At 66.8% G+C, this 24,751-nt stretch carries 26 protein-coding genes; 10 read left to right on the top strand and 16 right to left on the bottom strand.

From position 1 onward, the window contains the following. Positions 1 to 143: 143 nt before the first annotated feature. From paaK to paaA, 7 genes are all read right to left on the bottom strand, one after another. Positions 144 to 1,493, bottom strand: a complete 1,350-nt coding sequence (gene paaK, locus IPF36_RS00765; RefSeq protein WP_195427016.1) for a phenylacetate--CoA ligase PaaK — start codon at positions 1,491 to 1,493, stop codon at positions 144 to 146. Positions 1,494 to 1,566: 73 nt separating this feature from the next. After that, a complete protein-coding gene (gene paaN, locus IPF36_RS00760) occupies positions 1,567 to 3,231 on the bottom strand; it encodes a phenylacetic acid degradation protein PaaN (protein ID WP_195427013.1) in 1,665 nt (554 codons plus the stop codon). Between the two features lie 55 nt (positions 3,232 to 3,286). Further along, entirely contained in the window at positions 3,287 to 4,363 is a 1,077-nt protein-coding gene (gene paaE / locus IPF36_RS00755) for a 1,2-phenylacetyl-CoA epoxidase subunit PaaE (protein ID WP_133094282.1), read from the bottom strand. A gap of 17 nt (positions 4,364 to 4,380) precedes the next feature. Further along, a complete protein-coding gene (gene paaD / locus IPF36_RS00750; RefSeq protein ID WP_133094281.1) occupies positions 4,381 to 4,896 on the bottom strand; it encodes a 1,2-phenylacetyl-CoA epoxidase subunit PaaD in 516 nt (171 codons plus the stop codon). Positions 4,897 to 4,901: 5 nt separating this feature from the next. After that, positions 4,902 to 5,654 (bottom strand): 1,2-phenylacetyl-CoA epoxidase subunit PaaC, encoded by a 753-nt coding sequence (gene paaC / locus IPF36_RS00745; protein ID WP_195427010.1) that lies wholly within the window; start codon positions 5,652 to 5,654, stop codon positions 4,902 to 4,904. A 13-nt stretch (positions 5,655 to 5,667) separates the two neighbouring features. Beyond that, complete coding sequence (gene paaB, locus IPF36_RS00740; protein WP_029044895.1) at positions 5,668 to 5,949, bottom strand: 1,2-phenylacetyl-CoA epoxidase subunit PaaB; 282 nt, start codon at positions 5,947 to 5,949, stop codon at positions 5,668 to 5,670. A gap of 69 nt (positions 5,950 to 6,018) precedes the next feature. After that, complete coding sequence (gene paaA / locus IPF36_RS00735; RefSeq protein WP_135702990.1) at positions 6,019 to 7,017, bottom strand: 1,2-phenylacetyl-CoA epoxidase subunit PaaA; 999 nt, start codon at positions 7,015 to 7,017, stop codon at positions 6,019 to 6,021. Positions 7,018 to 7,156: 139 nt separating this feature from the next. Here paaA and paaX point away from each other — a divergent pair, with 139 nt between their 5' ends. Further along, positions 7,157 to 8,080, top strand: a complete 924-nt coding sequence (gene paaX / locus IPF36_RS00730) for a phenylacetic acid degradation operon negative regulatory protein PaaX (protein ID WP_133094278.1) — start codon at positions 7,157 to 7,159, stop codon at positions 8,078 to 8,080. Between the two features lie 91 nt (positions 8,081 to 8,171). Here the strand turns inward: paaX and boxA are convergent, their stop codons facing one another. The 4 genes from boxA to IPF36_RS00710 all read right to left on the bottom strand — a co-directional run bounded on the left by boxA (position 8,172) and on the right by IPF36_RS00710 (position 13,898). Further along, positions 8,172 to 9,452: a benzoyl-CoA 2,3-epoxidase subunit BoxA gene (gene boxA / locus IPF36_RS00725; protein WP_135702991.1), complete on the bottom strand. Its 1,281-nt coding sequence runs from the start codon at positions 9,450 to 9,452 to the stop codon at positions 8,172 to 8,174. A gap of 128 nt (positions 9,453 to 9,580) precedes the next feature. Beyond that, positions 9,581 to 11,008, bottom strand: a complete 1,428-nt coding sequence (gene boxB, locus IPF36_RS00720; RefSeq protein WP_195427006.1) for a benzoyl-CoA 2,3-epoxidase subunit BoxB — start codon at positions 11,006 to 11,008, stop codon at positions 9,581 to 9,583. Positions 11,009 to 11,064: 56 nt separating this feature from the next. Further along, on the bottom strand, positions 11,065 to 12,723 hold the full coding sequence (gene boxC, locus IPF36_RS00715; protein WP_195427003.1) for a 2,3-epoxybenzoyl-CoA dihydrolase: 1,659 nt from the start codon (positions 12,721 to 12,723) through the stop codon (positions 11,065 to 11,067). A 212-nt stretch (positions 12,724 to 12,935) separates the two neighbouring features. Beyond that, positions 12,936 to 13,898, bottom strand: coding sequence for a helix-turn-helix transcriptional regulator (locus tag IPF36_RS00710; protein WP_133094274.1), 963 nt, complete (start codon positions 13,896 to 13,898; stop codon positions 12,936 to 12,938). 87 nt (positions 13,899 to 13,985) lie between these two features. On the opposite strand from IPF36_RS00710, the gene IPF36_RS00705 reads away from it, so the two are divergent. The 4 genes from IPF36_RS00705 to IPF36_RS00690 all read left to right on the top strand — a co-directional run bounded on the left by IPF36_RS00705 (position 13,986) and on the right by IPF36_RS00690 (position 19,121). Then, positions 13,986 to 14,477 carry a DUF4863 family protein gene (locus tag IPF36_RS00705; protein ID WP_135702995.1) on the top strand — a complete coding sequence of 164 codons (492 nt, stop codon included), beginning with the start codon at positions 13,986 to 13,988 and terminating at the stop codon, positions 14,475 to 14,477. Between the two features lie 8 nt (positions 14,478 to 14,485). Continuing rightward, positions 14,486 to 16,033 carry a 3,4-dehydroadipyl-CoA semialdehyde dehydrogenase gene (locus IPF36_RS00700; RefSeq protein WP_195427000.1) on the top strand — a complete coding sequence of 516 codons (1,548 nt, stop codon included), beginning with the start codon at positions 14,486 to 14,488 and terminating at the stop codon, positions 16,031 to 16,033. Between the two features lie 92 nt (positions 16,034 to 16,125). Beyond that, entirely contained in the window at positions 16,126 to 17,730 is a 1,605-nt protein-coding gene (locus IPF36_RS00695; protein ID WP_195426997.1) for a benzoate-CoA ligase family protein, read from the top strand. Positions 17,731 to 17,762: 32 nt separating this feature from the next. Further along, positions 17,763 to 19,121 (top strand): MFS transporter, encoded by a 1,359-nt coding sequence (locus IPF36_RS00690; RefSeq protein WP_135702998.1) that lies wholly within the window; start codon positions 17,763 to 17,765, stop codon positions 19,119 to 19,121. A 126-nt stretch (positions 19,122 to 19,247) separates the two neighbouring features. Here the strand turns inward: IPF36_RS00690 and ycaC are convergent, their stop codons facing one another. Continuing rightward, entirely contained in the window at positions 19,248 to 19,874 is a 627-nt protein-coding gene (gene ycaC / locus IPF36_RS00685; protein WP_135702999.1) for an isochorismate family cysteine hydrolase YcaC, read from the bottom strand. Between the two features lie 85 nt (positions 19,875 to 19,959). Then, positions 19,960 to 20,637 carry a hydrolase gene (locus IPF36_RS00680; RefSeq protein ID WP_195426996.1) on the bottom strand — a complete coding sequence of 226 codons (678 nt, stop codon included), beginning with the start codon at positions 20,635 to 20,637 and terminating at the stop codon, positions 19,960 to 19,962. Positions 20,638 to 20,794: 157 nt separating this feature from the next. On the opposite strand from IPF36_RS00680, the gene IPF36_RS00675 reads away from it, so the two are divergent. The 4 genes from IPF36_RS00675 (at position 20,795) to IPF36_RS00660 (ending at position 23,011) form a co-directional block, all read left to right on the top strand. Further along, on the top strand, positions 20,795 to 21,703 hold the full coding sequence (locus IPF36_RS00675; RefSeq protein ID WP_135703001.1) for a LysR family transcriptional regulator: 909 nt from the start codon (positions 20,795 to 20,797) through the stop codon (positions 21,701 to 21,703). Positions 21,704 to 22,120: 417 nt separating this feature from the next. Continuing rightward, positions 22,121 to 22,381 (top strand): isochorismatase, encoded by a 261-nt coding sequence (locus IPF36_RS00670; RefSeq protein ID WP_135703002.1) that lies wholly within the window; start codon positions 22,121 to 22,123, stop codon positions 22,379 to 22,381. A 73-nt stretch (positions 22,382 to 22,454) separates the two neighbouring features. Then, positions 22,455 to 22,676, top strand: a complete 222-nt coding sequence (gene infA, locus IPF36_RS00665) for a translation initiation factor IF-1 (RefSeq protein ID WP_133094266.1) — start codon at positions 22,455 to 22,457, stop codon at positions 22,674 to 22,676. A gap of 80 nt (positions 22,677 to 22,756) precedes the next feature. Then, positions 22,757 to 23,011 carry a translation initiation factor 1 gene (locus IPF36_RS00660; RefSeq protein WP_135703003.1) on the top strand — a complete coding sequence of 85 codons (255 nt, stop codon included), beginning with the start codon at positions 22,757 to 22,759 and terminating at the stop codon, positions 23,009 to 23,011. Between the two features lie 62 nt (positions 23,012 to 23,073). Here the strand turns inward: IPF36_RS00660 and IPF36_RS00655 are convergent, their stop codons facing one another. The 3 genes from IPF36_RS00655 to IPF36_RS00645 all read right to left on the bottom strand — a co-directional run bounded on the left by IPF36_RS00655 (position 23,074) and on the right by IPF36_RS00645 (position 24,201). Further along, entirely contained in the window at positions 23,074 to 23,448 is a 375-nt protein-coding gene (locus tag IPF36_RS00655; RefSeq protein WP_135703004.1) for a hypothetical protein, read from the bottom strand. A gap of 84 nt (positions 23,449 to 23,532) precedes the next feature. Further along, on the bottom strand, positions 23,533 to 23,820 hold the full coding sequence (locus IPF36_RS00650; RefSeq protein ID WP_133094263.1) for a hypothetical protein: 288 nt from the start codon (positions 23,818 to 23,820) through the stop codon (positions 23,533 to 23,535). Between the two features lie 177 nt (positions 23,821 to 23,997). Beyond that, positions 23,998 to 24,201 (bottom strand): cold-shock protein, encoded by a 204-nt coding sequence (locus IPF36_RS00645; RefSeq protein ID WP_135703005.1) that lies wholly within the window; start codon positions 24,199 to 24,201, stop codon positions 23,998 to 24,000. A 281-nt stretch (positions 24,202 to 24,482) separates the two neighbouring features. Here IPF36_RS00645 and IPF36_RS00640 point away from each other — a divergent pair, with 281 nt between their 5' ends. Then, on the top strand, positions 24,483 to 24,701 hold the full coding sequence (locus tag IPF36_RS00640; protein ID WP_135703006.1) for a hypothetical protein: 219 nt from the start codon (positions 24,483 to 24,485) through the stop codon (positions 24,699 to 24,701). Positions 24,702 to 24,751: the final 50 nt, after the last annotated feature.

The following is a 24,751-nucleotide window of genomic DNA, read 5'->3' as shown; positions in this document are numbered from 1 at the left end:
TGGCGCAGGGGGGGTGGTGTGGCGGCTCTGGTGGCTGCCATCAGTTTGGTTCTTGTTTGAGGCGTCGATCTACCGACGGTCTCCCCTCTCCCGCTTGCGGGAGAGGGGAGCCTATGCCAGCGGTATGGGTGAAAAGCAGCGCCTCAGATCGCGCCGACCGGCTGCTCGTGTGTAACCTTCGGCCGCATGTCCACCACGCGCCTTGCCTTGCCGACCGTGGTGCGCTCGATCCCTGCAGCCGCCACCACCTGCACCCGCGTGGTCACGCCGACATAGGTCTTGATCTGGTCCTTCAGATCCCGCTCCAGCGCCGCCCGGTCATCCGCCGACAGCGACGCGGAGCGCTCGGGCCGCGCCTCGACCCGCACCTCCAGCTTGTCGAGGTGCCCGTCGCGCGTCACCACCAGCTGGTACTGCGGCGCCAGCGCCGGCGCCTTCAGGATCAGTTCCTCGATCTGCGACGGGAACACGTTGACGCCGCGGATGATCAGCATGTCATCCGAGCGCCCCGTGATCTTGCCGATGCGGCGCATCGAGCGCGACGTCGGCGGCAGCAGGCGCGTCAGGTCGCGCGTGCGGTAGCGGATCACCGGCAGTGCTTCCTTGGTCAGGGAGGTGAACACCAGCTCGCCCTCGGAGCCATCCGGCAACACCTCGCCGGTCACCGGGTCGATGATCTCGGCATAGAAATGGTCTTCCCAGATCACCGGGCCGTCCTTGCTCTCGATGCATTCGCAAGCCACGCCCGGCCCCATCACCTCGGACAGGCCGTAGATGTCCACCGCGTCGATGCCGGCACGCGCCTCGATCTCCGCGCGCATCGCGTCGGTCCAGGGCTCGGCGCCGAAGATGCCGACCTTCAGCGAGCTTTCCGAAGGATCCATGCCCTGGCGCTCCATCTCCTCGATCAGGTTCAGCATGTACGACGGCGTCACCATGATGATGTTGGGCTGGAACTCGCGGATCAGCTGTACCTGTTTCTCGGTCTGTCCGCCCGACATCGGGATCACCGTGCAGCCCGCCTTCTCCGCGCCGTAGTGCGCGCCCAGCCCGCCGGTGAACAGCCCGTAACCATAGCTGACATGGACCAGGTCGCCGGCGCGGCCCCCCGCGGCGCGAATCGAGCGCGCCACCACGCTTGCCCACGTGTCGATGTCCTTCGCGGTATAGCCGACCACGGTCGGCTTGCCGGTGGTGCCGCTCGACGCATGCACGCGCGCCACCTGCTCGCGCGGCACCGCGAACATGCCGAACGGATAGTTGTCGCGCAGGTCCTGCTTGGTCAGGAACGGGAACTTCGACAGGTCGGACAGCGACTTCAAATCGTCCGGGTGCACCCCGGCCGCCTGGAACGCCTTGCGGTAATGCGGCACGTTGTCATAGGCATGGCGCACGCTCCATTTGAGCCGTTGCAGCTGCAGCGCCTGCAGTTCGTCGCGGCTGGCGCGCTCGATCGGCTCCAGCTCATTGGGGTTGGGGTTGCGTTGCACCATTGTCTACTCCATCTCGTTATGATGGCGCCGCGTACGAAGGGGGGCCGGCGCCGGGGTACTGCAGGCCTTGCGATCAGATATGCGAGCGGCTCTGGACCACGCGGAAGCGGTTTGCGACGAAGGCCGCATCCGACAGCGATGCATTGGCCGCGGGGTTGGCGCCGGTAGCGTGGAAATCGCTGAACGCGGCCGACTGGTTGACGAACACGCCGCCGGTCAGGTTAAGCGACAGCGCCACGCCAGCGTCTTCCGCGGCATCGCGGATGGTTTCGGTCACGCCCGCGTCGGTGGTGTATGCGGACAGCGTCAGCGCGCCGTGTGTCTTCGCGCCGCGGTGCGCCAGTTCAATGCTGTGCGCCGTGTTGTCGGTCGCCACGACGAAGGAGATGGGGCCGAACAGTTCCTGCATGATCTTCGCCTCGTCGCTGGCATCGACCTTCAGCACCAGCGGCGTGCGGATGCGCGCGCCCGGAAACTCGGGATGTTCGAGCACACGGCTGTCGGCAACGATCTCGCCCAGCGCGCGCGACGCTTCGATCCGTTCCGCCACGCCGTCGTTCTGGATCGCACCGATCAGTTCGACCGCCTTGGCCGGATCGCTGGTCAGCTTGCCAACGGCCTCGCCGATCGCCGAGGCAACCTGGTCGAAGCTGATGCGCCCTTCCGGCGTGTCGATGCCGTCCTTCGGCACGTAGATGTTCTGCGGCGCCGTGCACATCTGGCCCGAGTACAGCGACAGCGAGAAAGCGATATTGCGCACCATGCCCTTGAAGTCGGCGGTGGAGTCGATCACGATCTGGTTGACACCTGCCTTCTCGGTGTACACCTGCGCCTGGTGCGCGTTGCGCTCCAGCCAGTCGCCGTTGGCGGTGCTGCCGGTGAAGTCGATCAGGCGCACTTCCGGGCGCAACGCCAGCTTCGACGCCATGCGCTCGCTCGGGTCGTTGGCCACCAGCGTGACGATGTTCGGGTCGAAGCCGGCTTCTTCCAGCACTTCACGCGCCACCTCGACGGTGATCGCCAGCGGCAGGATCGCGCCCGGGTGCGGCTTGACCACCACCGCATTGCCGGTCGCCAGGCTGGCGAACAGGCCGGGATAGCCGTTCCAGGTCGGGAAGGTGCAGCAGCCGATCACCAGGCCCACGCCGCGCGGCACCACGGTGTAGCGCTTTTCCATGCGCAGCGGCTCGTTCTTGCCCTGCGGCTTCTCCCACGTGGCGAGCTTCGGGATGCGGCGCAGTTCGTCCCAGGCGTAGGCCACGGCTTCCAGGCCGCGGTCCTGCGCGTGCGGGCCGCCGGCCTGGAAGGCCATCATGAAGGCCTGGCCGGTGGTGTGCATGACCGCGTAGGCAATCTCGAAACTGCGGCGGTTCAGGCGCTGCAGGATTTCCAGCGATACGCCCACCCATGCCTCCGGTCCGGCCTTGCGCCATGCGGGCATGCCCCTGGCCACGCCGGCAAAGAGCTGATCGAGATCAGGCCGAGGATAAGTGATGCCCAGTTCCGGGCCATACGGCGAGACTTCCTTGCCGGCCTGGCCGGCGGTGCCGGACTGCGACAACGCGAACGGCTGGTTCAGGCGGGCCTCAAAGGCGGCCTTGCCATCGGCATTGGCGGTCTCGCCATAGACCTTGGGGCTCGGCATTTCAGCGAACGGGCTCCAGTAGCCGCGCGTGGCAATGGCTTGGGTGGCTTGTTCCAGCAGCGCCTGGTGGCGTTCGAAAAACGGGTGGGACACGGCTTGCTCCGGGGGCGAGATTGAATCTGGGTATTGGGAATGGCAGGAAAACGCTTCAGGTTTCCTGGTCGAAATCGATCACCAGCTTGTCGCTGACGGCGTAGCTCTGGCAGCTGAGGATGAAGCCGCGCGCGACTTCGTAGTCTTCCAGCGCGAAGTTGACGTCCATGTCGACCTCGCCTTCGATGCGCTTGCAGCGGCAGGTCGAGCAGACGCCGCCCTTGCAGGAGTACGGCAGCTCGATGCCCTGCGCCAGCGCGGCGTCGAGCACGGTTTCCTTGTTCTTTTCCAGCGTGAAGGAACGGGTGCGGCCGTCCTGGATCACCGTCACCTCGCACTGCTGCTGGCCGACCTGCTTGTGCGCATGCGCGGCGGGCCGCGCCGCGGGGATGCTGGTGGCGAACAGCTCGCGCTTGATGCGGGCCTTGTCGACGCCGTTGTCGAGCAGCGCCTGCGAGACTTCTTCCATCATCGACTGCGGGCCGCAGATAAAGGCGACGTCGATGTCCTGCGGCCTGACCCAGTGCTTGAGCAGCGCGTTGACCTTGCCGCCGTCGATGCGGCCGTTGAACAGGTCGATGTCGAGCTGCTCGCGGCTGAGCACGAACACCAGGTTGAAGCGCTGCAGGTAGGTGTCCTTCAGGTCTTCCAGCTCTTCCTTGAACAGCACCGACGACGAGGCGCGGTTGCCGTAGAACAGCGTGAAGCGGCTGTCCGGCTCCGCCTGCAGCGTGGTCTTGATGATCGACAGCATCGGCGTGATGCCGCTGCCGGCGGCAAAGGCGACGTAGTGCTTCGCGTGCGTGGCGGACAGCGGCACGTGGAAATGGCCGGACGGCGGCATCACTTCCAGCTTCATGCCCGGCTGCAACTGCTCGTTGGCCCAGTTGGAGAACAGCCCGCCGTCGACACGCTTGATCGCCACGCGCAGCTGCGCATCCTGCACCGCCGAGCAGATCGAGTACGAGCGGCGCACGTCCTCGCCGTCGATACCGGTGCGCAGCGTCAGGTGCTGGCCCTGCACGTAGCGGTAGGCGTCGGCCAGTTCGTCCGGCACGGCGAAGGTCACGGCCACCGCGTCACGGGTTTCGCGCGTGACCGAGGCCACCGTCAGTTCATGGAATTTGCTCATCTCCCCACCTTTCCTTCTCAGTGAGCCTTGAAGTAGTCGAACGGCTCTTTGCAGTCGCCGCAGCGGTACAGCGCCTTGCACGCGGTCGAGCCAAACTGGCTGACCAGCCGCGTATGGCGCGAGCCGCAGTGCGGGCAGGCCACCACCAGGGCCGGCGCCGCTTTCCGGCTGATGCCGCTGATATCGATCACCTGCTGCGCCGGCGGCGCGATGCCATAGCCGGTGAGGCTGGCCTTGCCACGCGGGGTCATCCAGTCGGTGGTCCACGCCGGCGCCAGTTGCGTCCGCACGCGCACCTTGTCCACGCCCTGCGCGGCGAGCGCGCTTTCGATGCCTTCGCGGATCACGGTCATGGCCGGGCAGCCTGAATACGTCGGCGTGATGGTGACGACGCAGGCATCGCCTTCCCACGCCACGTCGCGCACGATGCCGAGATCCACCACGGAAATCACTGGAATCTCAGGGTCCGGCACCGCGTCGAGCCAGGTCCAGACCTGCTCCACGGCGGGACGCGCCAGCGCTTGCGCGGTCATGATGCTCACCACCGCGCGCCGGGATAGGCGCGCTGCAGGAATTGCATCTCGGCCAGCAGGTAGCCGAGGTGTTCGGTATGGCGGCCGTGGCGGCCGCCGCTCTGCGCCCACTGGCTCGCAGGCACGCGCAGCGTGGCTTCCTCCAGCACCTCGCCGACATGACGCTGCCAGGGCTCGGCCAGCGTGGCGGGATCGGGGATCACGCCTGCGCGCGCCAGAGCGGCCTCGGCCGCATCGGCTTCGAACAGTTCGCCGGTGAACATCCACAGGTCGTCGAACGCATCCTGCATGCGGCGGTGGCTTTCTTCGCTGCCATCGCCCAGGCGCACCACGAGGTCGGCGCTGCGGCGCACGTGGTAGGTCACTTCCTTGAGCGACTTGGCGGCGATTTCGGCAATGCGCGCATCGGTTGATCGCTGCAGCGCTTCGAGCTGGAAGTAGTGCCACGTATCGAACAGGAACTGGCGCGCCAGCGTATCGGCATAGCTGCCGTTGGGCTGTTCCGCCAGCAGCAGGTTGCGGAACTGGTGCGCGTCGCGCAGGAAGGCCAGCTGGTCGGCGCTGCGGCCGGCGCCCTCCACTTCGGCGGCATAGCCCAGCCACAGGCGGGTCTGGCCGATCAGGTCGAGCGCGACGTTGGTCAGCGCGATGTCCTCTTCCAGCGCCGGGCCGCGGCCGCACCATTCCGACAGGCGCTGGCCGAGCACCAGCGTGGAATCGCCGAGGCGCAGCAAATATTCGAGCTTGTGGTTCGTCATGGTCCGGGCCGCCTCAGATGTGCTTGACCGCTTCCGGCATCGGGAAGAACGTGGGGTGGCGGTAGACCTTGCTGTTGGCGGGCTCGAACAGCGGGCCCTTGTCGCCGGGGCTGCTGGCCATCACGTCGCTGGCCTTGACCACCCAGACGCTGACGCCCTCGTTGCGGCGCGTGTAGACGTCGCGGGCGTTGTTGATCGCCATTTCGCCGTCCGGCGCGTGCAGGCTGCCCACGTGCTTGTGGGCCAGGCCGTGCTGGCTGCGGATAAAGATCTCCCAAAGCGGCCACTCTTTCATGGCAACCTCCTGTGTAAAGCGATTCGATGTGGGGAGCGGCGCGCTGCGCCGCGTGCGATCAGGCGGAAATCAGGCGGCGGCTTGCTGCGCCTGCTTGCCGGCCTGCTTGTCCGCGTGGGCCACCAGCGCGTTGCGGAACCATGCGCCGTCGTCCCAGGCCTTGACGCGGGTGCGCAGGCGCTCGCGGTTGCACGGGCCGTTGCCCTGGATCACGTTGTAGAACTCGGACCAGTCGATCTCGCCGAAGTCATAGTGGCCGCGTTCTTCGTTCCACTTCAGCTTCGGGTCAGGGATGGTCAGGCCCAGGTATTCGGCCTGCGGCACGGTCTGGTCGACCATCTTCTGGCGCAGTTCGTCGTTGGAGAACAGCTTGATGCGCCATTGCATCGATTGCGCGCTGTTGGGCGAATCGCCGTCGGACGGGCCGAACATCATCAGCGCGGGCCACCACCAGCGGTTGAGCGCATCCTGCGCCATCCGCTTCTGCTCGGGCGTGCCGTTGCACAGCTTCAGCAGGATGTCGTAGCCCTGGCGCTGGTGGAACGACTCTTCCTTGCACACGCGCACCATGGCGCGCGCATACGGGCCATACGAGCAGCGGCACAGCGGCACCTGGTTGATGATGGCCGAGCCGTCGACCAGCCAGCCGATCATGCCGATGTCGGCCCAGGACAGCGTGGGGTAGTTGAAGATGCTGGAATACTTGGCCTTGCCCGAATGCAGGTCGCCCAGCATCTGGTCGCGCGACACGCCCAGCGTCTCGGCGGCGCTGTACAGGTACAGGCCGTGACCGGCTTCATCCTGGATCTTGGCCAGCAACACCGCCTTGCGCTCCAGCGTGGGGGCACGGGTCACCCAGTTGCCCTCCGGCAGCTGGCCGACGATTTCCGAGTGCGCGTGCTGGGAGATCTGGCGGACCAGGGTCTTGCGATAGGCCTCGGGCATCCAGTCCTTGGCCTCGATCTTGATGCCGTCATCCACGCGGGACTGGAACGCGCGCTCCTGCGGGTCCATCTCTTCCATCGCGCGGAGCCTTGTTGCTCCTGTCTCCACCAGCTGTGCGTACATGCCTGCTCCGCTTTTGTAAGGGCCTTGTCTGAAGCTTGACGGGCGCTTGATTTGCATCAAGCTCGTCAGTTGCAATGGATGGTAGTGATACAATTTGATTCAAGCAATCGACGAATGTGTATCACTTTCGAGAACCATCATGGCGCTTTCCCCGGCTCCGGAACTGCCCTCCCCGCGCATTGCCCGGCTGGCACGCGGCCTGAAGCTCGGGGCCAATGCCATGCTGTCGACGCTGTTCGGCGACGTGGTGGCGCCGCGGCCACAGGCGATCTGGCTGGGCAGCCTGATCCGCCTCGCGGCGCCGTTCGGCATCAATGACAGGCTGGTGCGCACGGCCACTTTCCGCCTTGCGGCGGACGACTGGCTGGCCGCGACCCGGATCGGGCGGCGCAGCTACTACGGGCTGTCGGAGGCCGGCCTGCAGCGCATGCTGCACGCCGGCAAGCGCATTTATGCCGGCGAGGCGCCTGCCTGGGACGGCCGCTGGACCATGGTGCTGGTGCGCGGTGACGTACGCGCCACCATCCGGCAGAAGCTGAAGCGCGAATTGCTGTGGGAAGGCTTCGGCGCCATCGCGCCGGGCGTGCTGGCGCACCCCAACGCGGACCTGGCCTCGCTGCGCGAGATCGTCCAGGCGGCGCGCGCGCAGGAGTATGTGGCAGTGATGGAGGCGAGCAGCCTGGAGGCGTTCTCGCTGCGCCCGCTGCAGGCGCTGATGCACCAGACCTTCAAGCTGGGCGATGTGGCGCACGCGTGGCAGGCGCTGCTGCGGCGGTTTTCACCGCTGGCGGACGAAGCGGCAGACTTGCCGCCGGTGGATGCCTTCTTTGTCCGGACGCTGCTGGTCCATGAATACCGGCGCGTGCTGCTGCGCGACCCGAACCTGCCGGAGGCGCTGCTGCCGCAGGACTGGCCGGGGCGGACGGCGCGGGGGATGTGTAGTGGGATGTATGGGGCGTTGCTGGAGGCGAGCGAGAAGTACCTGCATGAGGTGGTGGAGGTGGCGGAGGGCGGGTTGGCCGATGCGTCCAACGAATTGCGCAAGCGGTTCAAGCATGCCTGACATCCCGGCGAAGGCCGCCGGTTTGCTCCCCCGCAAGCGGGCGAGGGGAGCCTGTGCGAGCGGCGATGGCGCTATCTGCGACGCCTCGCCTTCAGTACGTCTCCAGATGCAACCGCCCTTCTCGCTTCAGCCCTTCAGCCAGCGCTTCCCAATGCAGGCCCGCCTGCTGCGCCACATCGCGCAAGGCCAGCACCACGCCCTCCTCCATGCTCTTCAGCCCGCAGACATAGAAGTACGTATCCGCTGAAGCCAGTAGCGCCACGAGGTCGGCCGCGCGTTCGCGCATCAGGTCCTGCACATAGCGCTTGGGCTGCCCCGGCGTGCGCGAAAACGCCAGGTTGATGTCGATGAAATCCTTCGGCAGGTTCTGCAGCGGCCCGAAGTACGGCAGCTCTTCCTTGCTGCGCGCGCCGAAGAACAGCATCAGCTTGCCGCCATCGAACTTGCCGGCCTTGCGCAGCCGCCGGCGCCATTCGGTCATCGCCCGCATCGGCGCGCTGCCGGTGCCCGTGCAGATCATCACGATGTTCGAGCGCGGATGGTTGGGCATCAGGAAGCTGGCGCCGAACGGCCCGATCACTTCCACCTTGTCGCCCACCTTCAGGTCGCACATGTAGTTCGAGCCGACGCCGCGCACGGGGTTGCCGTCGTGGTCCTGCAGCACGCGCTTGATTGTCAGCGACAGGTTGTTGTAGCCCGGCCGCTCGCCGTTGCGCGCGCTAGCGATGGAGTACTGGCGCGCGTGGTGCGGGCGGCCGCCGGCGTCGGTGCCCGGGGGCACGATGCCGATCGACTGCCCTTCGAGCACCGGGAACGGCGTCGCGCCGAAATCCAGCACGATGTGGTGCGTGTCGTATTCACGGCCGACTTCGGTCACGCGCACGTTGCCGGTCACCGTGGCGGTGATGGTCTTGTGCGCGGACTTGGCGCCATAGAGGTTGGTGTAGGCATGCGCGGCGGACCAGGGGGGCACGGTGGCGCCGTAGCGCGCGCTGTTGAAGGTATCTTCGCCGGTGCCGGCGAGCGGCGACGTGGCGGGAATCTCCGGAGCGGCGGTCTGCGTTCCGGCGCCGGGGGCCAGGTCGGCCAGTTGCTCGGGCGAAAGCTCTGCGGGCAGCGTGTCCCAGGTCAGCTGTTCTTCGATGCTGTAGGCGCGCAGTTTCGGCATGTCGCGCCAGTTGTCGATCGAGCCGGTCGGACACGGGGCAATGCAGGCCATGCACAGGTTGCACTTGTCGGCGTCGACCACGTAGTTGCGCGAGTCATGGGTGATCGCGCCCACCGGGCAGGTGGCTTCGCAGGTGTTGCAGCGGATGCAGATCTCGGGATCGATCAGGTGCTGCTTGATGACTTGAATTTCTGCCATGTCCATGGCGGTCTCCAGAATCAGAGTGCTTCGCGGGCACTGCGCTTGAGCTTGCCGAGGCCCGCCGCGGACGCTCCCCTCTCCCGCGCAGTGGGAGAGGGGAGCAAACCGAACGCGGTTGATGACGCCGTGGCTCAGTTAAACCGCACGTACTCGAAATCCACCGGCTGGCGGTTGATGCCCATGACCGGCGGCGCGATCCAGTTGGCGAACTTGCCGGGCTCGACCACGCGGCCCATCAGGCTGGCGACGAAAGCGCGGTCGCCTTCGGTGGGCAGCCACTGGTCGCGGAAATCGCGCCATTCGGCGTCGGAGACCACGCGGCCGTCTGGCGATACCTTCACACCGGCGAGCGCGCCGATATTGCGGTGGAAGGCCTTGTGCGGCACCTTCAGGCGGAACGGGATGCCGGCCTTCTCGATCACCTTGTTCCAGCGCTCGACGCCGGCCATGCTGTCCTTGATGTAGTCGTCGCGCAGCACCTCGTTGAGCGCGTTCAGCATCGGCACTTCCTTCTCGGTCAGCTGGCCGTTCTGCGCCTGCAGGATGCGGTAGGTCTGGCCCTTGAGCACGTGGTCGTCCATGCGCTTGCCTTCTTCGTAGCGGCCCTTCAGGCCGGTGCTGTAGAAGGTGGCGGCGTTGCTCGACTCATCGGCGCCGAACAGGTCGATGGTGACGCTGTAGTGGAAGTTCAGGTAGCGCTGGATGGTCGGCAGGTCGATCACGCCGGCGGCGCGCAGCTTTGCCGGGTCGTCGGTCTTCAGCTCGTTCATCACCTGGCAGGTGCGCTGGATCACGCGCGACACGCCGCTCTCGCCGACGAACATGTGGTGCGCTTCCTCGGTCAGCATGAACCTGGTGGTCCGTGCCAGCGGGTCGAAGGCGCTCTCGGCCAGCGCGCACAGCTGGAACTTGCCGTCGCGGTCGGTGAAGTAGGTGAACATGAAGAACGACAGCCAGTCGGGCGTCTGTTCGTTGAACGCCTGCAGGATGCGCGGGTTGTCCTGCTGGCCGCTGCGGCGCTCCAGTAGCGCTTCGCCTTCTTCGCGGCCGTCGCGGCCGAAGTACTTGTGCAGCAGGTAGACCATGGCCCACAGGTGGCGGCCCTCTTCCACGTTCACCTGGAACAGGTTGCGCAGGTCGTACATGCTGGGGGCGGTCAGGCCCAGGTGGCGCTGCTGCTCCACCGATGCCGGCTCGGTATCGCCTTGCGTCACGATGATGCGGCGCAGGTTGGCGCGATATTCCCCGGGAATGTCCTGCCACGCGTCTTCGCCCTTGTGATCGCCGAAGTGGATCTTGCGGTTGGCCTCGGCCGGGTTCAGGAAGATGCCCCAGCGATAGTCCGGCATCTTGACGTGGCCGAAGTGGGCCCAGCCCTGCGGATCGACGCTGATCGCGGTGCGCAGGTAGATGTCATGGGTGTGCGACCCTTCCGGGCCCATGTCGTTCCACCAGCTCAGGTAGTTGGGCTGCCACTGCTCGAGCGCGCGCTGCAGGGTGCGGTCTTCGCTCAGGTTGACGTTGTTGGGGATCTTGTCGCTGTAGTTGATGCCGGACATGGTGGTCTCCTGGGGAGGACGATTCGGTTGTCGTTGGGTTCGCGGTGGGTGCGGGATCAGACGCGGTTCCAGTCGAAGGCGGCCTTGTCGCCCTTGCCGTAGACCTTGAGCGCCCCCTTGTCGCCGACGGCGTTGGGGCGCTGGAAGATCCAGTTCTGCCACGCGGTCAGGCGGCCGAAGATGCGGGTGAACATGTTTTCCTGGCCGTTGAAGCGCAGGTTGGCCTCCATGCCGGTGAGCGCGTCGGGCGACATCGCCACGCGCTCTTCCAGCGCGATGCGGACTTCGTCGGTCCAGTCGATATCGTCGGGGTTGGCGGTGACCAGTCCCAGCGCCCAGGCGGCGTCGGCATCGAGCGGCTGGCCGGCCTTTGCGCGCACGGCATCGAGCACGGGCTGTTCGTCGTAGAAGCGCCGTCCCAGTCGGCTCTGGCCGGTGGCCATCGGGTACAGGCCGAAATTGACTTCGGCCACGGTAATCTTCGGCGCGCGCGCCTCGTCGTCGGGCAGCGCCAGGTGGTAGCTGCGGTCGCAGGCCAGCGCCAGTTCCAGGAAGGTGCCGGCAAAGCAGGAGCCCGGCTCGATCAGCGCGAACAGGCTGCGCGACGACACGTCAAGGCGGCTCAGCGTGCGGCGCAGCAGGCCGATGGTCTCGCGCACGAACCAGTGGTCCTTGTGCGCCAGCAGCGTTTCGTCATTGGCCAGCACCGCGGCGGCGTCGCCGCTGGTCTTGATCAGCCAGGTGCCGATGTCCAGCTCATTGGTGCGCATCGACAGGATCGCGTCTTCCAGTTCGCGCGCCAGTTGCAGCGGGTACCAGCTGGCGCCGGCAGCGACAATCGCTTCAATATCCTGCGGCTGCGCACCGGTGGGCGCCTTCACCGTGAAGGTGGCGGTGCGGCCGGCGCGGTCGATCTCGACCGTCACATGCGTGTAGCGCAGCGCATCGGCTTCGATGGTCCGCTCGATCGGCGCGAGCGCGACGCCCTGCGCATCGGCCGGGCGGTCGCTCTGCGCTGCCAGCGCCAGCGCGCGCTCCTGCACCTTCTGCGCGAACACCGCCGGCTTGGCGATATCGTCGACCAGCCGCCAGTCCTTGGCGCGCTGGCCGCGCACGCCTTCGGTGGTGGTGCAGAAAATATCGGCGAGGTCGTGGCGCACGTGGCGCTTGTCGGTCACGCGGGTCAGGCCGCCGGTGCCCGGCAGCACGCCCAGCAGCGGCACTTCCGGCAGGCTCACCGCGGACGAGCGGTCGTCCACCAGCAGGATCTCGTCGCAGGCGAGCGCCAGTTCATAGCCGCCGCCGGCGCAGGCGCCGTTGACCGCGGCCAGGAACTTCAGGCCGCTGTATTGCGACGAGTCTTCGATGCCGTTGCGGGTCTCGTTGGTGAACTTGCAGAAGTTGACCTTCCACGCATGGCTGCTGACGCCGAGCATGAAGATATTGGCGCCCGAGCAGAACACCTTGTCCTTGCCGCTGGTGACGACCACGGTGCGCACTTCGGGGTGTTCGAAGCGGATGCGGTTGAGCGCATCGTTCAGCTCGATATCGACGCCGAGGTCGTAGCTGTTCAGCTTGAGCTTGTAGCCCGGACGCAGGCCGGCGTTCTCGTCGATATCCACCGCCAGCGTGGCGACAGGGCCTTCGAACTTCAGCTTCAGGTGCTTGTACTGGGCGGGGGTGGTCTGGTACTCGACGCGGGGGGCGGTGGTCACGGCGGTGTCTCCTCGGTGGAACTGCACCATAGTGCATGAACTGGAATCTGGTGATGCGAACTATAGTTCATCGTTCAGATTTTATGCAAGCACTATTGTGCAGATTTTTAGGAGGGACGGAAAACGCACCCGCCCGGCTTGCTCCCCGCAGGCGGGAGAGGGGCACGCAGTCGGAAATTGCGGGGATTACACCCCGGGTGACGGGCGAACCCTCAGCCCGGCATCTGCAACGCCGTGCGCACCAGCTCGCGCAGCGCCGCGAAGGTTGGCTCCAGCGGCTGCGCGCTGGTATTCAGCGAGAACTCCGCCTTGGAATAGAACGCGGCGCGGCCGGCCAGGATGTGGCGCAGGTCTTCCATCGCCTCCCTGCTCGCGGCCATCGGGCGGAAGTCGCCCTGCGCCCGCACCCGCTCCATATGGTCTTCCGCGTCGGCCTGCAGCCAGACCGTGGTGCAGTGGGCCAGCAGCAGGTTGAAGGTGGCCGGGTCGGACACCAGGCCGCCCGGCGTGGCGATGACGGCTTCGGGATAGATCTGGATGGCCTCTTCCACCGCCCGGCGCTCGTAGCGGCGGTAGGCGTTCATGCCGTACAGCCCCTGGATCTCGGCAATGCTGCAGCCGGCGAACTTCTCGATTTCGCGGCTCAGTTCGACGAACGGGAAATCCAGGTCCTCGGCCAGCATGCCGCCCAGCGTGGTCTTGCCGGCGCCGCGCAGGCCGATCAGCGCCACGCGCGGGCTGCGCGCCGCCTGCGCGGCATTCTCGCCGCCGGTGCCGAGCATCTCGCCCACGGCGATGCGCACGCGCCGCAGCGTGGCTTCGTCGCGGTGCTCCAGCAACTCGCGCAGCAGGATCCATTCCGGCGAGGACGTGGTGACGTCGCCCAGCAGCCCGGCCAGCGAGCACTGCAGCGCGTCGGCAATGTGCTGCAGCACCAGGATCGACGCGTTGCCGCTGCCATATTCCAGGTTGGCCAGGTGCCGCTCCGACACCCCGGCCGCCTGCGCCGCCGCCTTGCGCGTCAGGCCGCGGCGCGCGCGCAGGTCGCGCACGCGCTCGCCCAGCGCCACCAGGAAGGGGTTTTTCTCGGCGCCGTTGGCGGCCGCCGCGCCTGAATCATCTTGCAGGCGTTCATCCCGGGTTAACCCAGATTCATGCAATATAGTGCTTGACATGATTTCTCGGTGGTCCTATTTTTCATACATGCACAATAATGCATGAAGCCTTCGATAGCAATGGCTGAATCAGACGGAGCCCCCTGGATGTCCCTCACCCTCTCTCCAAAGCATTTCCGCGAGCAGATTGCGCAACTTACCGCGCAGCTTGCCGGCCGGCCGCTCGATACCGCGCTGGACGCGTGGCTCAATGCCGAGCACGGCGCCGGCAGCGCTACCTACCAACAACTGAAGGCGAGCTGCGAGGCCGGCGTGGCCGAAGGCTGGTTGTGCGACCGCGAAGGCGGCGGCATCCGTTACGGCCGCATCTTCAAGCCCGCCGACGACCTGCACGGATTTTCAGTCGATGTGGTCGACATGCAGGACATTGCCGGTCCGCACCATACGCATCCCAATGGCGAGATCGACCTGATCATGCCGCTGGACGGCAGCAATGCGCAATTCGACGGCCGCCCCGCCGGCTGGCTGGTATGCCCGGCGGGCAGCGCGCACCGCCCCACTGTCAGCAACGGCCGCGCGCTGGTGCTCTACCTGCTGCCGGAAGGCCTGATCGACTTCACCCGCGACTCCACCCGCTAAGGACCGCCATGACCGAACTGCTTTCCAACTACCTCGGCGGCAAGTGGCAGGCCGGCAGCGGTGCCGGCACGCCGCTGTTCGATCCCGTGCTGGGCGATGAACTGGTGCGGGTCGATGCGGCCGGCCTGGATCTCGCCGCCGGCTTTGCCTTCGCGCGCGAACAGGGCGGTGCCGCGCTGCGCGCGCTGACCTACCGACAGCGCGCCGCGCTGCTGGCCGACATCGTCAAGGTGCTGCAGGCCAACCGCGATGCCTATTACGAGATTGCCACCGCGAACAGCGGCACCGTGAAGAACGACTCCGCGGTCGATATCGATGGCGGCATCTTTACGCTGGGCACCTATGCCAAGCTGGGCGATGCGCTCGGCGACCGCCGCTTCCTGCCCGACGGCGAGGCCGCGCGACTGGGCAAGGATCCGCTGTTCCAGTCGCAGCACGTGCTGGTGCCGACGCGCGGCGTGGCGCTGTTTATCAATGCCTTCAACTTCCCGGGCTGGGGACTGTGGGAGAAGGCTGCGCCCGCGCTGCTGGCCGGCGTGCCGGTCATCGCCAAGCCCGCCACCGCCACGGCCTGGCTGACGCAGCGCATGGTGCGCGACGTGGTCGAGGCCGGCGTGCTGCCGGCGGGCGCGCTGTCGGTCGTCTGCGGCAGCTCGGCGGGATTGCTGGACCAGTTGCAGCCGTTCGACGTGGTGTCGTTCACCGGCTCGGCCGATACCGCGGCGGTGATCCGCTCGCATCCGGCCATCGCGCAACGCTCGGTGCGCGTGAATATCGAGGCGGACAGCATCAACAGCGCGGTGCTGCTGCCGCAGGCGGGGCCGGACACCGCCGCGTTCGAGCTGCTGGTGAAAGAAGTGGTGCGCGAGATGACGGTCAAGTCCGGGCAGAAGTGCACTGCGATCCGCCGCGTGTTCGTGCCCGAGGCGCTCTACGGGCAGGCCGCCGAAGCGATCGGCGCGCGGCTTTCGAAAGTCATCGTCGGCAATCCACGCAACGACTCGGTGCGCATGGGCGCGCTGGTCAGCCGCGCGCAGTTCGATGCGGTCACCGCGGCGCTGGCGGCATTGCGCCGGCACGCGCAGGTGCTGCACGACGGCACGCGGCAGCCGCTGGTCGACGCCGATCCGGCCGTGGCCTGCTGCCTCGGGCCGACGCTGCTCGGCGCCAGCGATGCCGATGCGGCCGCGGCGGTGCATGACACCGAAGTATTTGGCCCGGTCGCCACGCTTCTGCCCTATCGCGATACCCCGCATGCGCTCGCACTGGTGCGCCGCGGCCAGGGTTCGCTGGTGGCCTCGCTCTATGGCAGCGATGCCGCTGCGCTCGGCGCCGCCGCGGTCGAACTGGCCGACAGCCACGGCCGCGTGCATGTGATCTCTCCCGACGTCGCGCAGCTGCACACCGGCCACGGCAACGTGATGCCGCAATCGCTGCATGGCGGCCCCGGCCGCGCCGGCGGCGGCGAGGAGCTGGGCGGCCTGCGCGCGCTGCATTTCTACCATCGCCGCAGCGCGATCCAGGCCAGCACCGAGGTACTTGGCACGCTGGCCTGAGCGCCGGTTCCACACGCCTTCACCCTCCTTCACCGCGCCGTCCTCGCATGGCGGCGCGCAGCACACCGTACACCAGTAACGGGGAGACAAGCATGACCGCCACCACCGCAGACGTCCCGGTGCAGCCGCCGGGCGCGTCCTTCAACTTTGCCGCGCACCTGCTGGCGTGCAATGCCGGGCGCCCGGACAAGACCGCTTATATCGATGACGATGGCCGGCTTACCTACGGCGAGCTGGCGCAGCAGGCGCGGCGCCTGGCCGCCGCGCTGCTCGGCGCCGGCGTGCGCCGCGAGGAACGCGTGCTGCTGCTGATGCACGACTGCACCGACTGGCCCGTGAGCTTTTTGGGTGCGATGTACGCCGGTGTCGTGCCGGTGGCGGTCAACACGCTGCTGACCGCGGATGACTACGTCTACATGCTGCAGCACAGCCGCGCGCAGGCGGTACTGGTGTCGGCGGCGCTGCTGCCGGTGCTGCGGGACGCGCTGGCGGTGCCCGGGCATGAGGTGGGCAAGGTGTTCGTGTCGCGCGCGCAAGGGCAGTTGCCCGAGGGCATGGTGCCGCTCGACACGGTGCTCGCCGCGCAAACCCCGCTCGCCGCGCCCGCCGCGACCAGTTGCGACGATCCGGGCTTCTGGCTGTATTCGTCAGGCTCGACCGGACAGCCCAAGGGCGTGGTGCACAGCCACGGCAACCCGTACTGGACCGCCGCGCTCTATGCCGGCCCGGTGCTGGGCCTGCGCGAGGACGACATCTGCTTCTCCGCGGCCAAGCTGTATTTCGCCTACGGCCTCGGCAATGGCCTGAGCTTTCCGTTGAGCGTTGGCGCAACGGTGGTGCTGATGGCCGAGCGGCCCACGCCCGAGGCCACCTTCCGCCGCTGGCTGGAACACAAACCCACGGTGTTCTTCGGCGCGCCCACCGGCTACGCCGGCATGCTGGCCAACCCCGCGCTGCCCGCGCGCGCCGACGTGGCGCTGCGGCTGTGCTCGTCGGCCGGCGAAGCGTTGCCCGCCGAGATCGGCCAGCGCTTCACCGCGCATTTCGGCTGCGAGATCATCGACGGCATCGGCTCCACCGAGATGCTGCATATCTTTCTTTCCAACCGCCCCGGTCAGGTGCGCTACGGCACCACGGGCTGGCCGGTGACGGGCTACGCCATCGAGCTGCGCGACGAATGCGGCCAGCCCGTTGCCGACGGCGAGATCGGCGATCTCTATATCCAGGGCCCCAGCACCGCGATGATGTACTGGGCCGACCGCGAGAAATCGCGCGAGACCTTCCGCGGCGGCTGGACCAAGAGCGGCGACAAGTACGTGCGCAACGCGGACGGCAGCTACAGCTACGCCGGCCGCAGCGACGACATGCTCAAGGTCAGCGGCATCTACGTCTCGCCGTTTGAGGTCGAGGCCACGCTGGTGCAGCATCCCGCCGTGCTGGAGGCCGCGGTGATCGGCGTGCCGGACCAGGAAGGGCTGGTCAAGACCAAGGCCTTCGTGGTGCTGAAGGCCGGCGCGCAGCTGGGCGACGGCGAGCTGAAGGCCTTCGTCAAGGAGCGGCTGGCCGCGTACAAATACCCGCGTGCGATCGAATTCGTCGACACGCTGCCCAAGACCGCCACGGGCAAGATCCAGCGCTTCGTGCTGCGCGAGCGCGAACTGAAGGCCGCCGCAGAGCGCGCCATAGCAGTGGCGTAAGCACGCGCCATCCCACCCTACCGGAGACAACCATGCGTCAGATCGATGTCCACCAGCTGGCCGACGAGGCCCGCTTCAACCGCTTCCATGCGCAAATCCTGTTCTGGTGCGCGCTCATCATCATCTTCGACGGCTATGACCTGGCCGTCGCCGGCATCGCGCTGCCGTCGATCATGAAGGAGATGGGCGTCACCGCGACCAGCGCGGGCTTCATGGTCAGTTCCGCGCTGTTCGGCATGATGTTCGGCGCGATCTTCCTCGGTACCATTGCCGACCGTATCGGCCGCCGGCGCGCCATCGCCATCTGCATCGGGCTGTTCAGCGTGTTCACCGCGGCCGCGGGCCTTGCCAGCGATCCGGTCGCGTTCAGCGTCACGCGCTTCCTGGCGGGGCTGGGTATCGGCGGCGTGATGCCCAACGTGGTGGCGCAGATGACCGAGTACTCGCCGCGCAAGCTGCGCGGCACGCTGGTGACGCTGATGTTCAGCGGCTATTCGGTCGGCGGCATGCTGGCCGCGCTGCTGGGCAAGGGGCTGATCGAAAGCTATGGCTGGCAGTCGGTGTTCCTGGCCGCGGGGCTGCCGGTGCTGCTGGTTCCGCTGGTGCTGCGCGCGCTGCCGGAGTCGATGCCCTACCTGATCCGCACCAGGCAGACCGCCACGCTGCAGGGCGTGGTAGCACGGCTGGTGCCATCGCACCGCCCGCAGGCCGGCGACGTCTTCACGCTGCCCGCCGACGACAAGTCAGGCAGCGCGCCGATCCGCCGCCTGTTCCAGGACGGCCGCGGCTTCAGCACGGCCATGTTCTGGGTGGCGTTCTTCATGTGCCTGTTCATGGTGTATGCGCTCAGCTCGTGGCTGACCAAGCTGATGGCCGCCGCCGGCTACAGCCTGGGCTCCGCGCTGACCTTCGTGCTGGTGCTGAACTTCGGAGCGATGATCGGCGCCGTGGGCGGCGGCTGGCTGGCCGACCGCCTGCCGATCAAGCATGTGCTGATCGGCATGTACGCGCTGGCAGCGATCTCGATCACGCTGCTGGGCTACCCGATGCCGACCGCCGCGCTGTTCGTGGTGGTGGGACTGGCCGGTGCCTCGACCATCGGCACGCAGATCGTCACCTATGCCTATGCCGGCCAGTTCTACCCGATGGCGGTGCGCGGCACGGGCATCGGCTGGGCCTCGGGCGTGGGCCGCAGCGGCGCGATCCTGGCGCCGATCGTGATCGGCGTGCTGGTGGGGATGTCGCTGCCGCTGCAGCAGAACTTCATGGCGATCGCGATCCCGGCGGTGATCGCGGTGCTGGCGGTGTCGCTGATCGACCACCGCCGGTCGGCCTCGGCGCAGGGCGAGGTCGAGCGGGAGCCAGTGGGGGGCGCGGTGAAGCAGGCTTGAGTGTTATCTCGCCCGTCGGCACATCCACGGGCATACCCACGGCCTGCCCTCTCCCCCTGCCCCTCTCCCCTGCCCTCTCCCGCAAGCGGGAGGGGAGCAAACCGGCAGTCCTGCAGGCAATGCGGATTATTTCCCGCCCTTCACCGTCGTATATGCCGTGATCAGGTTGCGGTAATCGGGGATATGGTTCGAGAACAGCGTGCCCAGTCCCTCGATATCGTTGCGCCAGTCGCGGTGCAGCTCGCAGGCCACGCCGAACCACGTCATCAGCTGCGCGCCGGCCTCCGACATGCGGCGCCACGCGGAATCGCGCGTGATTTCGTTGAAGGTGCCGGAGGCATCGGTCACGACAAAGACGTCGAAGCCTTCCTCGATCGCCGAGAGCGCCGGGAATGCCACGCACACCTCCGTGACCACGCCCGCGATCAGCAGCTGCTTCTTGCCGGTGGCGCGCACCGCCGCGACAAAGTCTTCGTTGTCCCAGGCATTGATCTGGCCCGGCCGCGGGATGAACGGCGCGTCGGGGAACATCTGCTTCAGCTCGGGCACCAGCGGACCGTTGGGGCCGTCTTCGAAGCTGGTGGTCAGGATGGTCGGCAGCTTGAAATACTTGGCCAGGTCGGCCAATGCCAGCACGTTGTTCTTGAATTTGTCGGGTTCGATATCCCGGACCAGCGACAGCAGGCCGGCCTGGTGGTCGACCATCAGGACAGCTGCCTGGCTCTTGTCCAGGCGCTTGTAGGTCTTGCTCATGGCGTGCTCCTGTGAAAACGGGCACGGCCGGAGGATTTCTCACCGGCCGCTTCCGTGGGTAAAAGCCTTGCCTGTGCGAACAATGTCAGCGTTGGGAGTCCAGCACCTCGTGCTTCTTCTCGACGTCCTGCGCCTTCATGTAGCTCTCGATCAGCAACTGGTAGGCGGGGAAGATCTTAGTATAGACCTCGGCCCATTGCTGCGCGTCCGGGCGGTTCCAGCTCTGCTGCAACTCGGAGGCGACCGCGGCGGTATCCATCGGCACCACGCCGGCCTGGACGATGCGCGCCAGCGTGATTTCCTGCGCCATCTTGGAATAGGTGCCGGAGGCATCGACCACGGCGAACACCCTGTAGCCGTCGGCGACCGCGCTGATCGACGGGAACGCCATGCAAACGCTGGTGATGGTGCCGGCGATGATCAGCGTCTTCTTGCCGGTTTCCTTCACCGCGGCAACGAAGTCGGGGTTGTCCCACGCGTTGATCTCGCCCTTGCGCGCGACATACCTGGCATGCGGGGCGTTCTCGTGGATCTCGGGAATCAGCGGGCCGTTGGGGCCTTGCGGCACCGAGGCCGTGATGATGACGGGCAGCTTGCACAGCGTTGCCATCTTCGCCAGCGCGGCGGCGCGCAGGCGCAGCTCGGGCATCGGCATGTCGCCCACGGTCTGGAACAGGCCGCTCTGGTGGTCGATCAGCAGCATGGCCGTATCGGCGGGATCGATTGCGGGGCGCTTGCCATTGAAATTGGCGGGGGTGGTCATCTCGCTTTCTCCTTGCACAGTGGACTGGGATACGGTGGCCGTGGCGCCGACGCCGTGGAACCGACCGTGTGGCAAGAGCATAGGTCTTGGCAGATTGCCCCGGTAGGCTTGAAAATCCGCCCTCAGCGTCCTACTGGCAGGACGACAGGAGCCGCCGTTGCATCCGGACCTCAACGACCTGTATTACTTTGCGCAGGTAGTCGACCACCAGGGCTTTGCTCCGGCGGGGCGCGAGCTAGGGATCCCCAAGTCCAAGCTGAGCCGGCGCGTGGCCATGCTGGAAGAGCGGCTGGGCGTGCGCCTGATCCAGCGCTCCACGCGCCGCTTTTCCGTGACCGAACTGGGGCAGACCTACTACGCGCATTGCAAGGCGATGCTGGTCGAGGCGGAGGCCGCCGAGAGTGTGATCGAGCGCACTCGCGCCGAACCCAGCGGCCTGGTGCGCATGACTTGCCCGGTGGCGCTGCTGCATACCCGCGTGGGCGAAATGATTGCGGATTTCATGGCCGCCAACCCTAAGGTCACGGTGCACCTGGAGGCCACCAACCGCCGCGTGGACGTGGTCGCCGAAGGCGTGGACCTGGCTATCCGCGTGCGCGTGCCGCCGCTGGACGACAGCGACCTGGTCATGCGGGTGCTGGCCGAGCGTGCCTGGTGCATCCTCGCCAGCCCCAGGCTGGTGGAGGGCCGGCCCCCGCTGCTGACGCCGGCCGACCTGAACCCGCTGTCGACGCTGGACCTGGGTCCGCCGCGCCCCACGCATGTGTGGGCGCTGCACGGCCCCGACGGCGCCAGCGCCGAACTGCACCACAAGCCCCGGCTGGTCACCGACGACATGATCATGCTGCGCACCGCCGCGGTGGCCGGCGCCGGGCTGGTGCAACTGCCGGTGATGATGGTCAGCGACGAACTGCGCGAGGGCCGCCTGGTCCGGGTGCTGCCCGGCTGGTCGATCAAGGGCGGCGTGATCCACGCGGTGTTCCCGTCGCGGCGGGGGCTGCTTCCCTCAGTGCGCGAGCTGATCGATTTCCTGTCGCAGCGGTTCGCGCAGATCAGCGAAACCTGAGCGTCTGGCAGGGCGCGCGCCACGTGCGCTGTCCGGCATGCGGGAACGGCCCGCGCCAGAAGTGGTATCATTCGGTTTCGTTCGCACGGATCGGCAACGCCCGACGCCAGTGCGCCCGCCGCAGGACCATCCCACAAAAAGTACATCGGCGGTGGCCGGGCCCGATCCCGGCATTCCCAGGGCGGCAACGCCCCTCACCCTATCCGACCGGCGGCACGCCCGCTCCGCAACCACCGCGCCCCTCGCAGCGCACCGGTTGCGCAGGCATGGTCCACTCCCGCCAGACTCCCTGCCTGCGCCGCGCGCGGGCCCCGACGCTGGCCTACAGCAACGGCGAACGGTCGCCAATCCTGCGCCGCCTGCATCGGACCGATGCACCGCGCCGCGCGCGGCCGCGCCTCTTGAACGGACAACACATTGAAGCCACACAACCACCACCACAACCAACGCCTCGACAACCGACTCAGCCAGGACCCGTACACCGTTTCGGTTTATCCGATCCAGCAGGAACCCGGCCTCTGGTTCGCGACCTACATGATTGCCGAATACCGCAACGGCGCCGAGCGCATCGTCGCCAACGTGGCCATGCGCCACGACACGCACCGCACCGAAGCCCGTGCGTGCCTGGCCGCGCGGCGTGCCGGGGAACGCGCCGCGGCGCGGCTGCGCCTGCGGTAACCACCGATCTTCCGGCCTACGGGCCGTCACAACGGCGTGCGCCATCCCGGCGCCGCTCTCGCAAGGAGCCTCTTTGGCAAAAGAAGAACTGGTGGAATTTGGCGGCAAGGTATCCGAGGTGCTGCCGGACAATCGCTTCCGCGTCGTGCTGGAAAACGGGTTCGAGGTCTGGGCCTATTCGTCCGGCCGCCTGAAGAAGAACCGCATCCGCGTGCTGGCCGGCGACCGCGTCACGCTGGAAATGTCGCCGTACGACCTGACCAAGGGACGCATCAACTATCGACACAAGTCGTAGGCCGCGTTTTCCGCCATGGCATGTGCCGCACCGGCGCATGCCACCCCAACACGTCATTTCATCGCATAGGAGAACCGACCATGTCGACCATCGAAGAATGGGAAGCCCTGCACCTGACGCCGGAAGGCTGGCAGGCAGGCACCTACCGGCACTCACCGTGGCAGGAGGTACAGATCGCGCCGCCGGCCGCCGGCGTACTGACGGTCAGGCGCCACGTGACCGCGACCTATTGCGGCCCGTCGCGCGCGGTGGAAGACCGCACGCCCGAAATCGCCGACATGGCGCTGATCGAAGCGCTGCTGGAGCGCCACGGCGCCCCGGTGTTCAAGATCTGACAGGAATCGCGCCGTGTTGCCGCGTGCCGGCACGAGCGGCCTGAGCGCCCCTGAGCGTCGCCTCAGCCCACTACGCGCACATGCGGCCGTCCGGCCCGGACGCCGCTGCCGACCGGCCTCAGTTCGCCGTCCCACGGCGCAGCGCCGAGGTCCAGCACATAGTCGCCTTCCCGCGCCTTGTCATGCAGCTGGTCGCGTACCACCTGGCCGATGGCCAGCCGGCACAGCGCTTCGCCGCTGGCGCCAAGCTGGTCCGGCAATGCATCGGCTTCGGCCAGCACGGCGAATGCGCGCCGCCCGACCCCGACAAAGCTGGTGAAAAGCACACCGGTGGGCCGCTGCGCATCGATGAAGCAGACCGCAACGTGGTAGGTGATGCCCTTGCCCTCGCCGGGCAACGTGCACAGAAAACCGGATGATCCCGAACGTATGTCCATGTACGAATTCCCTGCTGGCTGACGGATGCTGCCGCGCACGCTGGCGCCGGCGGCATCGTGCCGCGTTGATGCGGAGGAGTATTCTTATTGCGCCATGACCAGCGACACCCCAGGCACCGTGCCGTTGATGATGTCCTCGGCATAGCGCAGTGCACCGCGGCGCGCGCCGCCCACGTTGTCCCAGGGAGCGGCATCCAGGCGGAACGTGCGTGCCTGCGCGCTTTCAGGCGATTCGCCGGCGAGGCAGATAACCACCGCGGCATCGAAGGAGCGGTCGGGCCTGGGCTCCGGCCACACCCGCGCGACGGCATGCTTGTACACCAGGGGATAGACGTCGTATCCCTTGTAAGTCGCAGCTGGATAAACATCCATGTCGGCCTCCGGCGGTTGGTGGTGTTCCCCTCACTCTACGCCTGTTGCAACGTCAAGAGTGGCTTTATTTCATGCCGGTACAAGATAGCGCCACACAAAACAAAAAAGCTCCGCGCTGGCGGAGCTTCTTGACTGAACCGGCGCCGAGGCGCTCAGTGCAATGGCAGTCGTTCAGACTCAGATCGGCTCGATCTTGGTCGCGGCCGGGCCCTTCTGGCCAACGCCGGCGACGTAGCGAACCTTCTGGCCTTCTTGCAGCGACTTGAAACCGCTGCCCTGGATTTCGGAGAAGTGCGCGAACAGGTCGTTGCCGCCTGCTTCAGGCGTAATGAAGCCAAAACCCTTCGAATCGTTGAACCACTTAACGGTACCGGTTTCCATGCTGGATTCCTCAAAAAGTATTTCCTGCCTGGCAAAAGCGCCGGCAAGGCATGACGATCAAGGAAGTAACTTGGAGAGAAAGTGGCGCCGTGTGGGCAAGCACCTGGACTTCGAGATTGCTGCTTGAAAGACCTGCATCCACCCTTATACAGGTGCCGCTACCCAGGGTCAATGCACTTCGGCAGATCGGCAGGAAATTGCGGCAATAAGCGCCGCATGCGCTGGCTGCGGGCCGCGCTGTCCGTGCATGCTACAGTGCCGCATCGAACGGACAAGAACGGATGACACTCTGCACTGCCTGCCAGGCCATCGAACGCCACCGCCGCGGCGCCCCCGGGCACGCCGCGCTGCGCATTACCGATACCCAGCGCATCAAGCCGCCCGGGTCAGCCGCGATCACCATCAGCACCTTTGTGTGCCAGGACTGCGGCGCGCGCTGGACTTACCGCGACCAGAAAAAGGGCACGGAACAAGGCTGGGAAGTACAACAGGACACTTAGCCCGGAAAAGAAAAAACCCCGGGGACCTCGTCCTCGGGGTTGCGGCGCTG

It is taken from the genome of Cupriavidus sp. IK-TO18, from assembly GCF_015549295.1.
Classification (GTDB): Bacteria; Pseudomonadota; Gammaproteobacteria; order Burkholderiales; family Burkholderiaceae; genus Cupriavidus; species Cupriavidus oxalaticus_A.
The sequence above is the reverse complement of the archived record's forward strand: the minus strand, read 5'-3'. Positions and strand labels throughout refer to the sequence as shown.

What these genes read in the sequence shown, in the direction of transcription:
- IPF36_RS00680 (WP_195426996.1), bottom strand. Translation starts at nt 20,637, where the DNA reads ATGACCACCCCCGCCAATTTCAATGGCAAGCGCCCCGCAATCGATCCC.
- IPF36_RS00695 (WP_195426997.1), top strand. Translation starts at nt 16,126, where the DNA reads ATGACCGCCACCACCGCAGACGTCCCGGTGCAGCCGCCGGGCGCGTCC.
- IPF36_RS00640 (WP_135703006.1), top strand. Translation starts at nt 24,483, where the DNA reads ATGACACTCTGCACTGCCTGCCAGGCCATCGAACGCCACCGCCGCGGC.
- paaD (WP_133094281.1), bottom strand. Translation starts at nt 4,896, where the DNA reads ATGACCGCGCAAGCGCTGGCGCGTCCCGCCGTGGAGCAGGTCTGGACC.
- paaK (WP_195427016.1), bottom strand. Translation starts at nt 1,493, where the DNA reads ATGGTGCAACGCAACCCCAACCCCAATGAGCTGGAGCCGATCGAGCGC.
- IPF36_RS00705 (WP_135702995.1), top strand. Translation starts at nt 13,986, where the DNA reads ATGTCCCTCACCCTCTCTCCAAAGCATTTCCGCGAGCAGATTGCGCAA.
- IPF36_RS00690 (WP_135702998.1), top strand. Translation starts at nt 17,763, where the DNA reads ATGCGTCAGATCGATGTCCACCAGCTGGCCGACGAGGCCCGCTTCAAC.
- boxB (WP_195427006.1), bottom strand. Translation starts at nt 11,008, where the DNA reads ATGTCCGGCATCAACTACAGCGACAAGATCCCCAACAACGTCAACCTG.
- IPF36_RS00655 (WP_135703004.1), bottom strand. Translation starts at nt 23,448, where the DNA reads ATGGACATACGTTCGGGATCATCCGGTTTTCTGTGCACGTTGCCCGGC.
- IPF36_RS00700 (WP_195427000.1), top strand. Translation starts at nt 14,486, where the DNA reads ATGACCGAACTGCTTTCCAACTACCTCGGCGGCAAGTGGCAGGCCGGC.
- IPF36_RS00645 (WP_135703005.1), bottom strand. Translation starts at nt 24,201, where the DNA reads ATGGAAACCGGTACCGTTAAGTGGTTCAACGATTCGAAGGGTTTTGGC.
- paaC (WP_195427010.1), bottom strand. Translation starts at nt 5,654, where the DNA reads ATGACGAACCACAAGCTCGAATATTTGCTGCGCCTCGGCGATTCCACG.
- paaA (WP_135702990.1), bottom strand. Translation starts at nt 7,017, where the DNA reads ATGTACGCACAGCTGGTGGAGACAGGAGCAACAAGGCTCCGCGCGATG.
- ycaC (WP_135702999.1), bottom strand. Translation starts at nt 19,874, where the DNA reads ATGAGCAAGACCTACAAGCGCCTGGACAAGAGCCAGGCAGCTGTCCTG.
- boxA (WP_135702991.1), bottom strand. Translation starts at nt 9,452, where the DNA reads ATGGACATGGCAGAAATTCAAGTCATCAAGCAGCACCTGATCGATCCC.
- paaE (WP_133094282.1), bottom strand. Translation starts at nt 4,363, where the DNA reads ATGAGCAAATTCCATGAACTGACGGTGGCCTCGGTCACGCGCGAAACC.
- IPF36_RS00710 (WP_133094274.1), bottom strand. Translation starts at nt 13,898, where the DNA reads ATGTCAAGCACTATATTGCATGAATCTGGGTTAACCCGGGATGAACGC.
- paaX (WP_133094278.1), top strand. Translation starts at nt 7,157, where the DNA reads ATGGCGCTTTCCCCGGCTCCGGAACTGCCCTCCCCGCGCATTGCCCGG.
- IPF36_RS00650 (WP_133094263.1), bottom strand. Translation starts at nt 23,820, where the DNA reads ATGGATGTTTATCCAGCTGCGACTTACAAGGGATACGACGTCTATCCC.
- paaB (WP_029044895.1), bottom strand. Translation starts at nt 5,949, where the DNA reads ATGAAAGAGTGGCCGCTTTGGGAGATCTTTATCCGCAGCCAGCACGGC.
- IPF36_RS00660 (WP_135703003.1), top strand. Translation starts at nt 22,757, where the DNA reads ATGTCGACCATCGAAGAATGGGAAGCCCTGCACCTGACGCCGGAAGGC.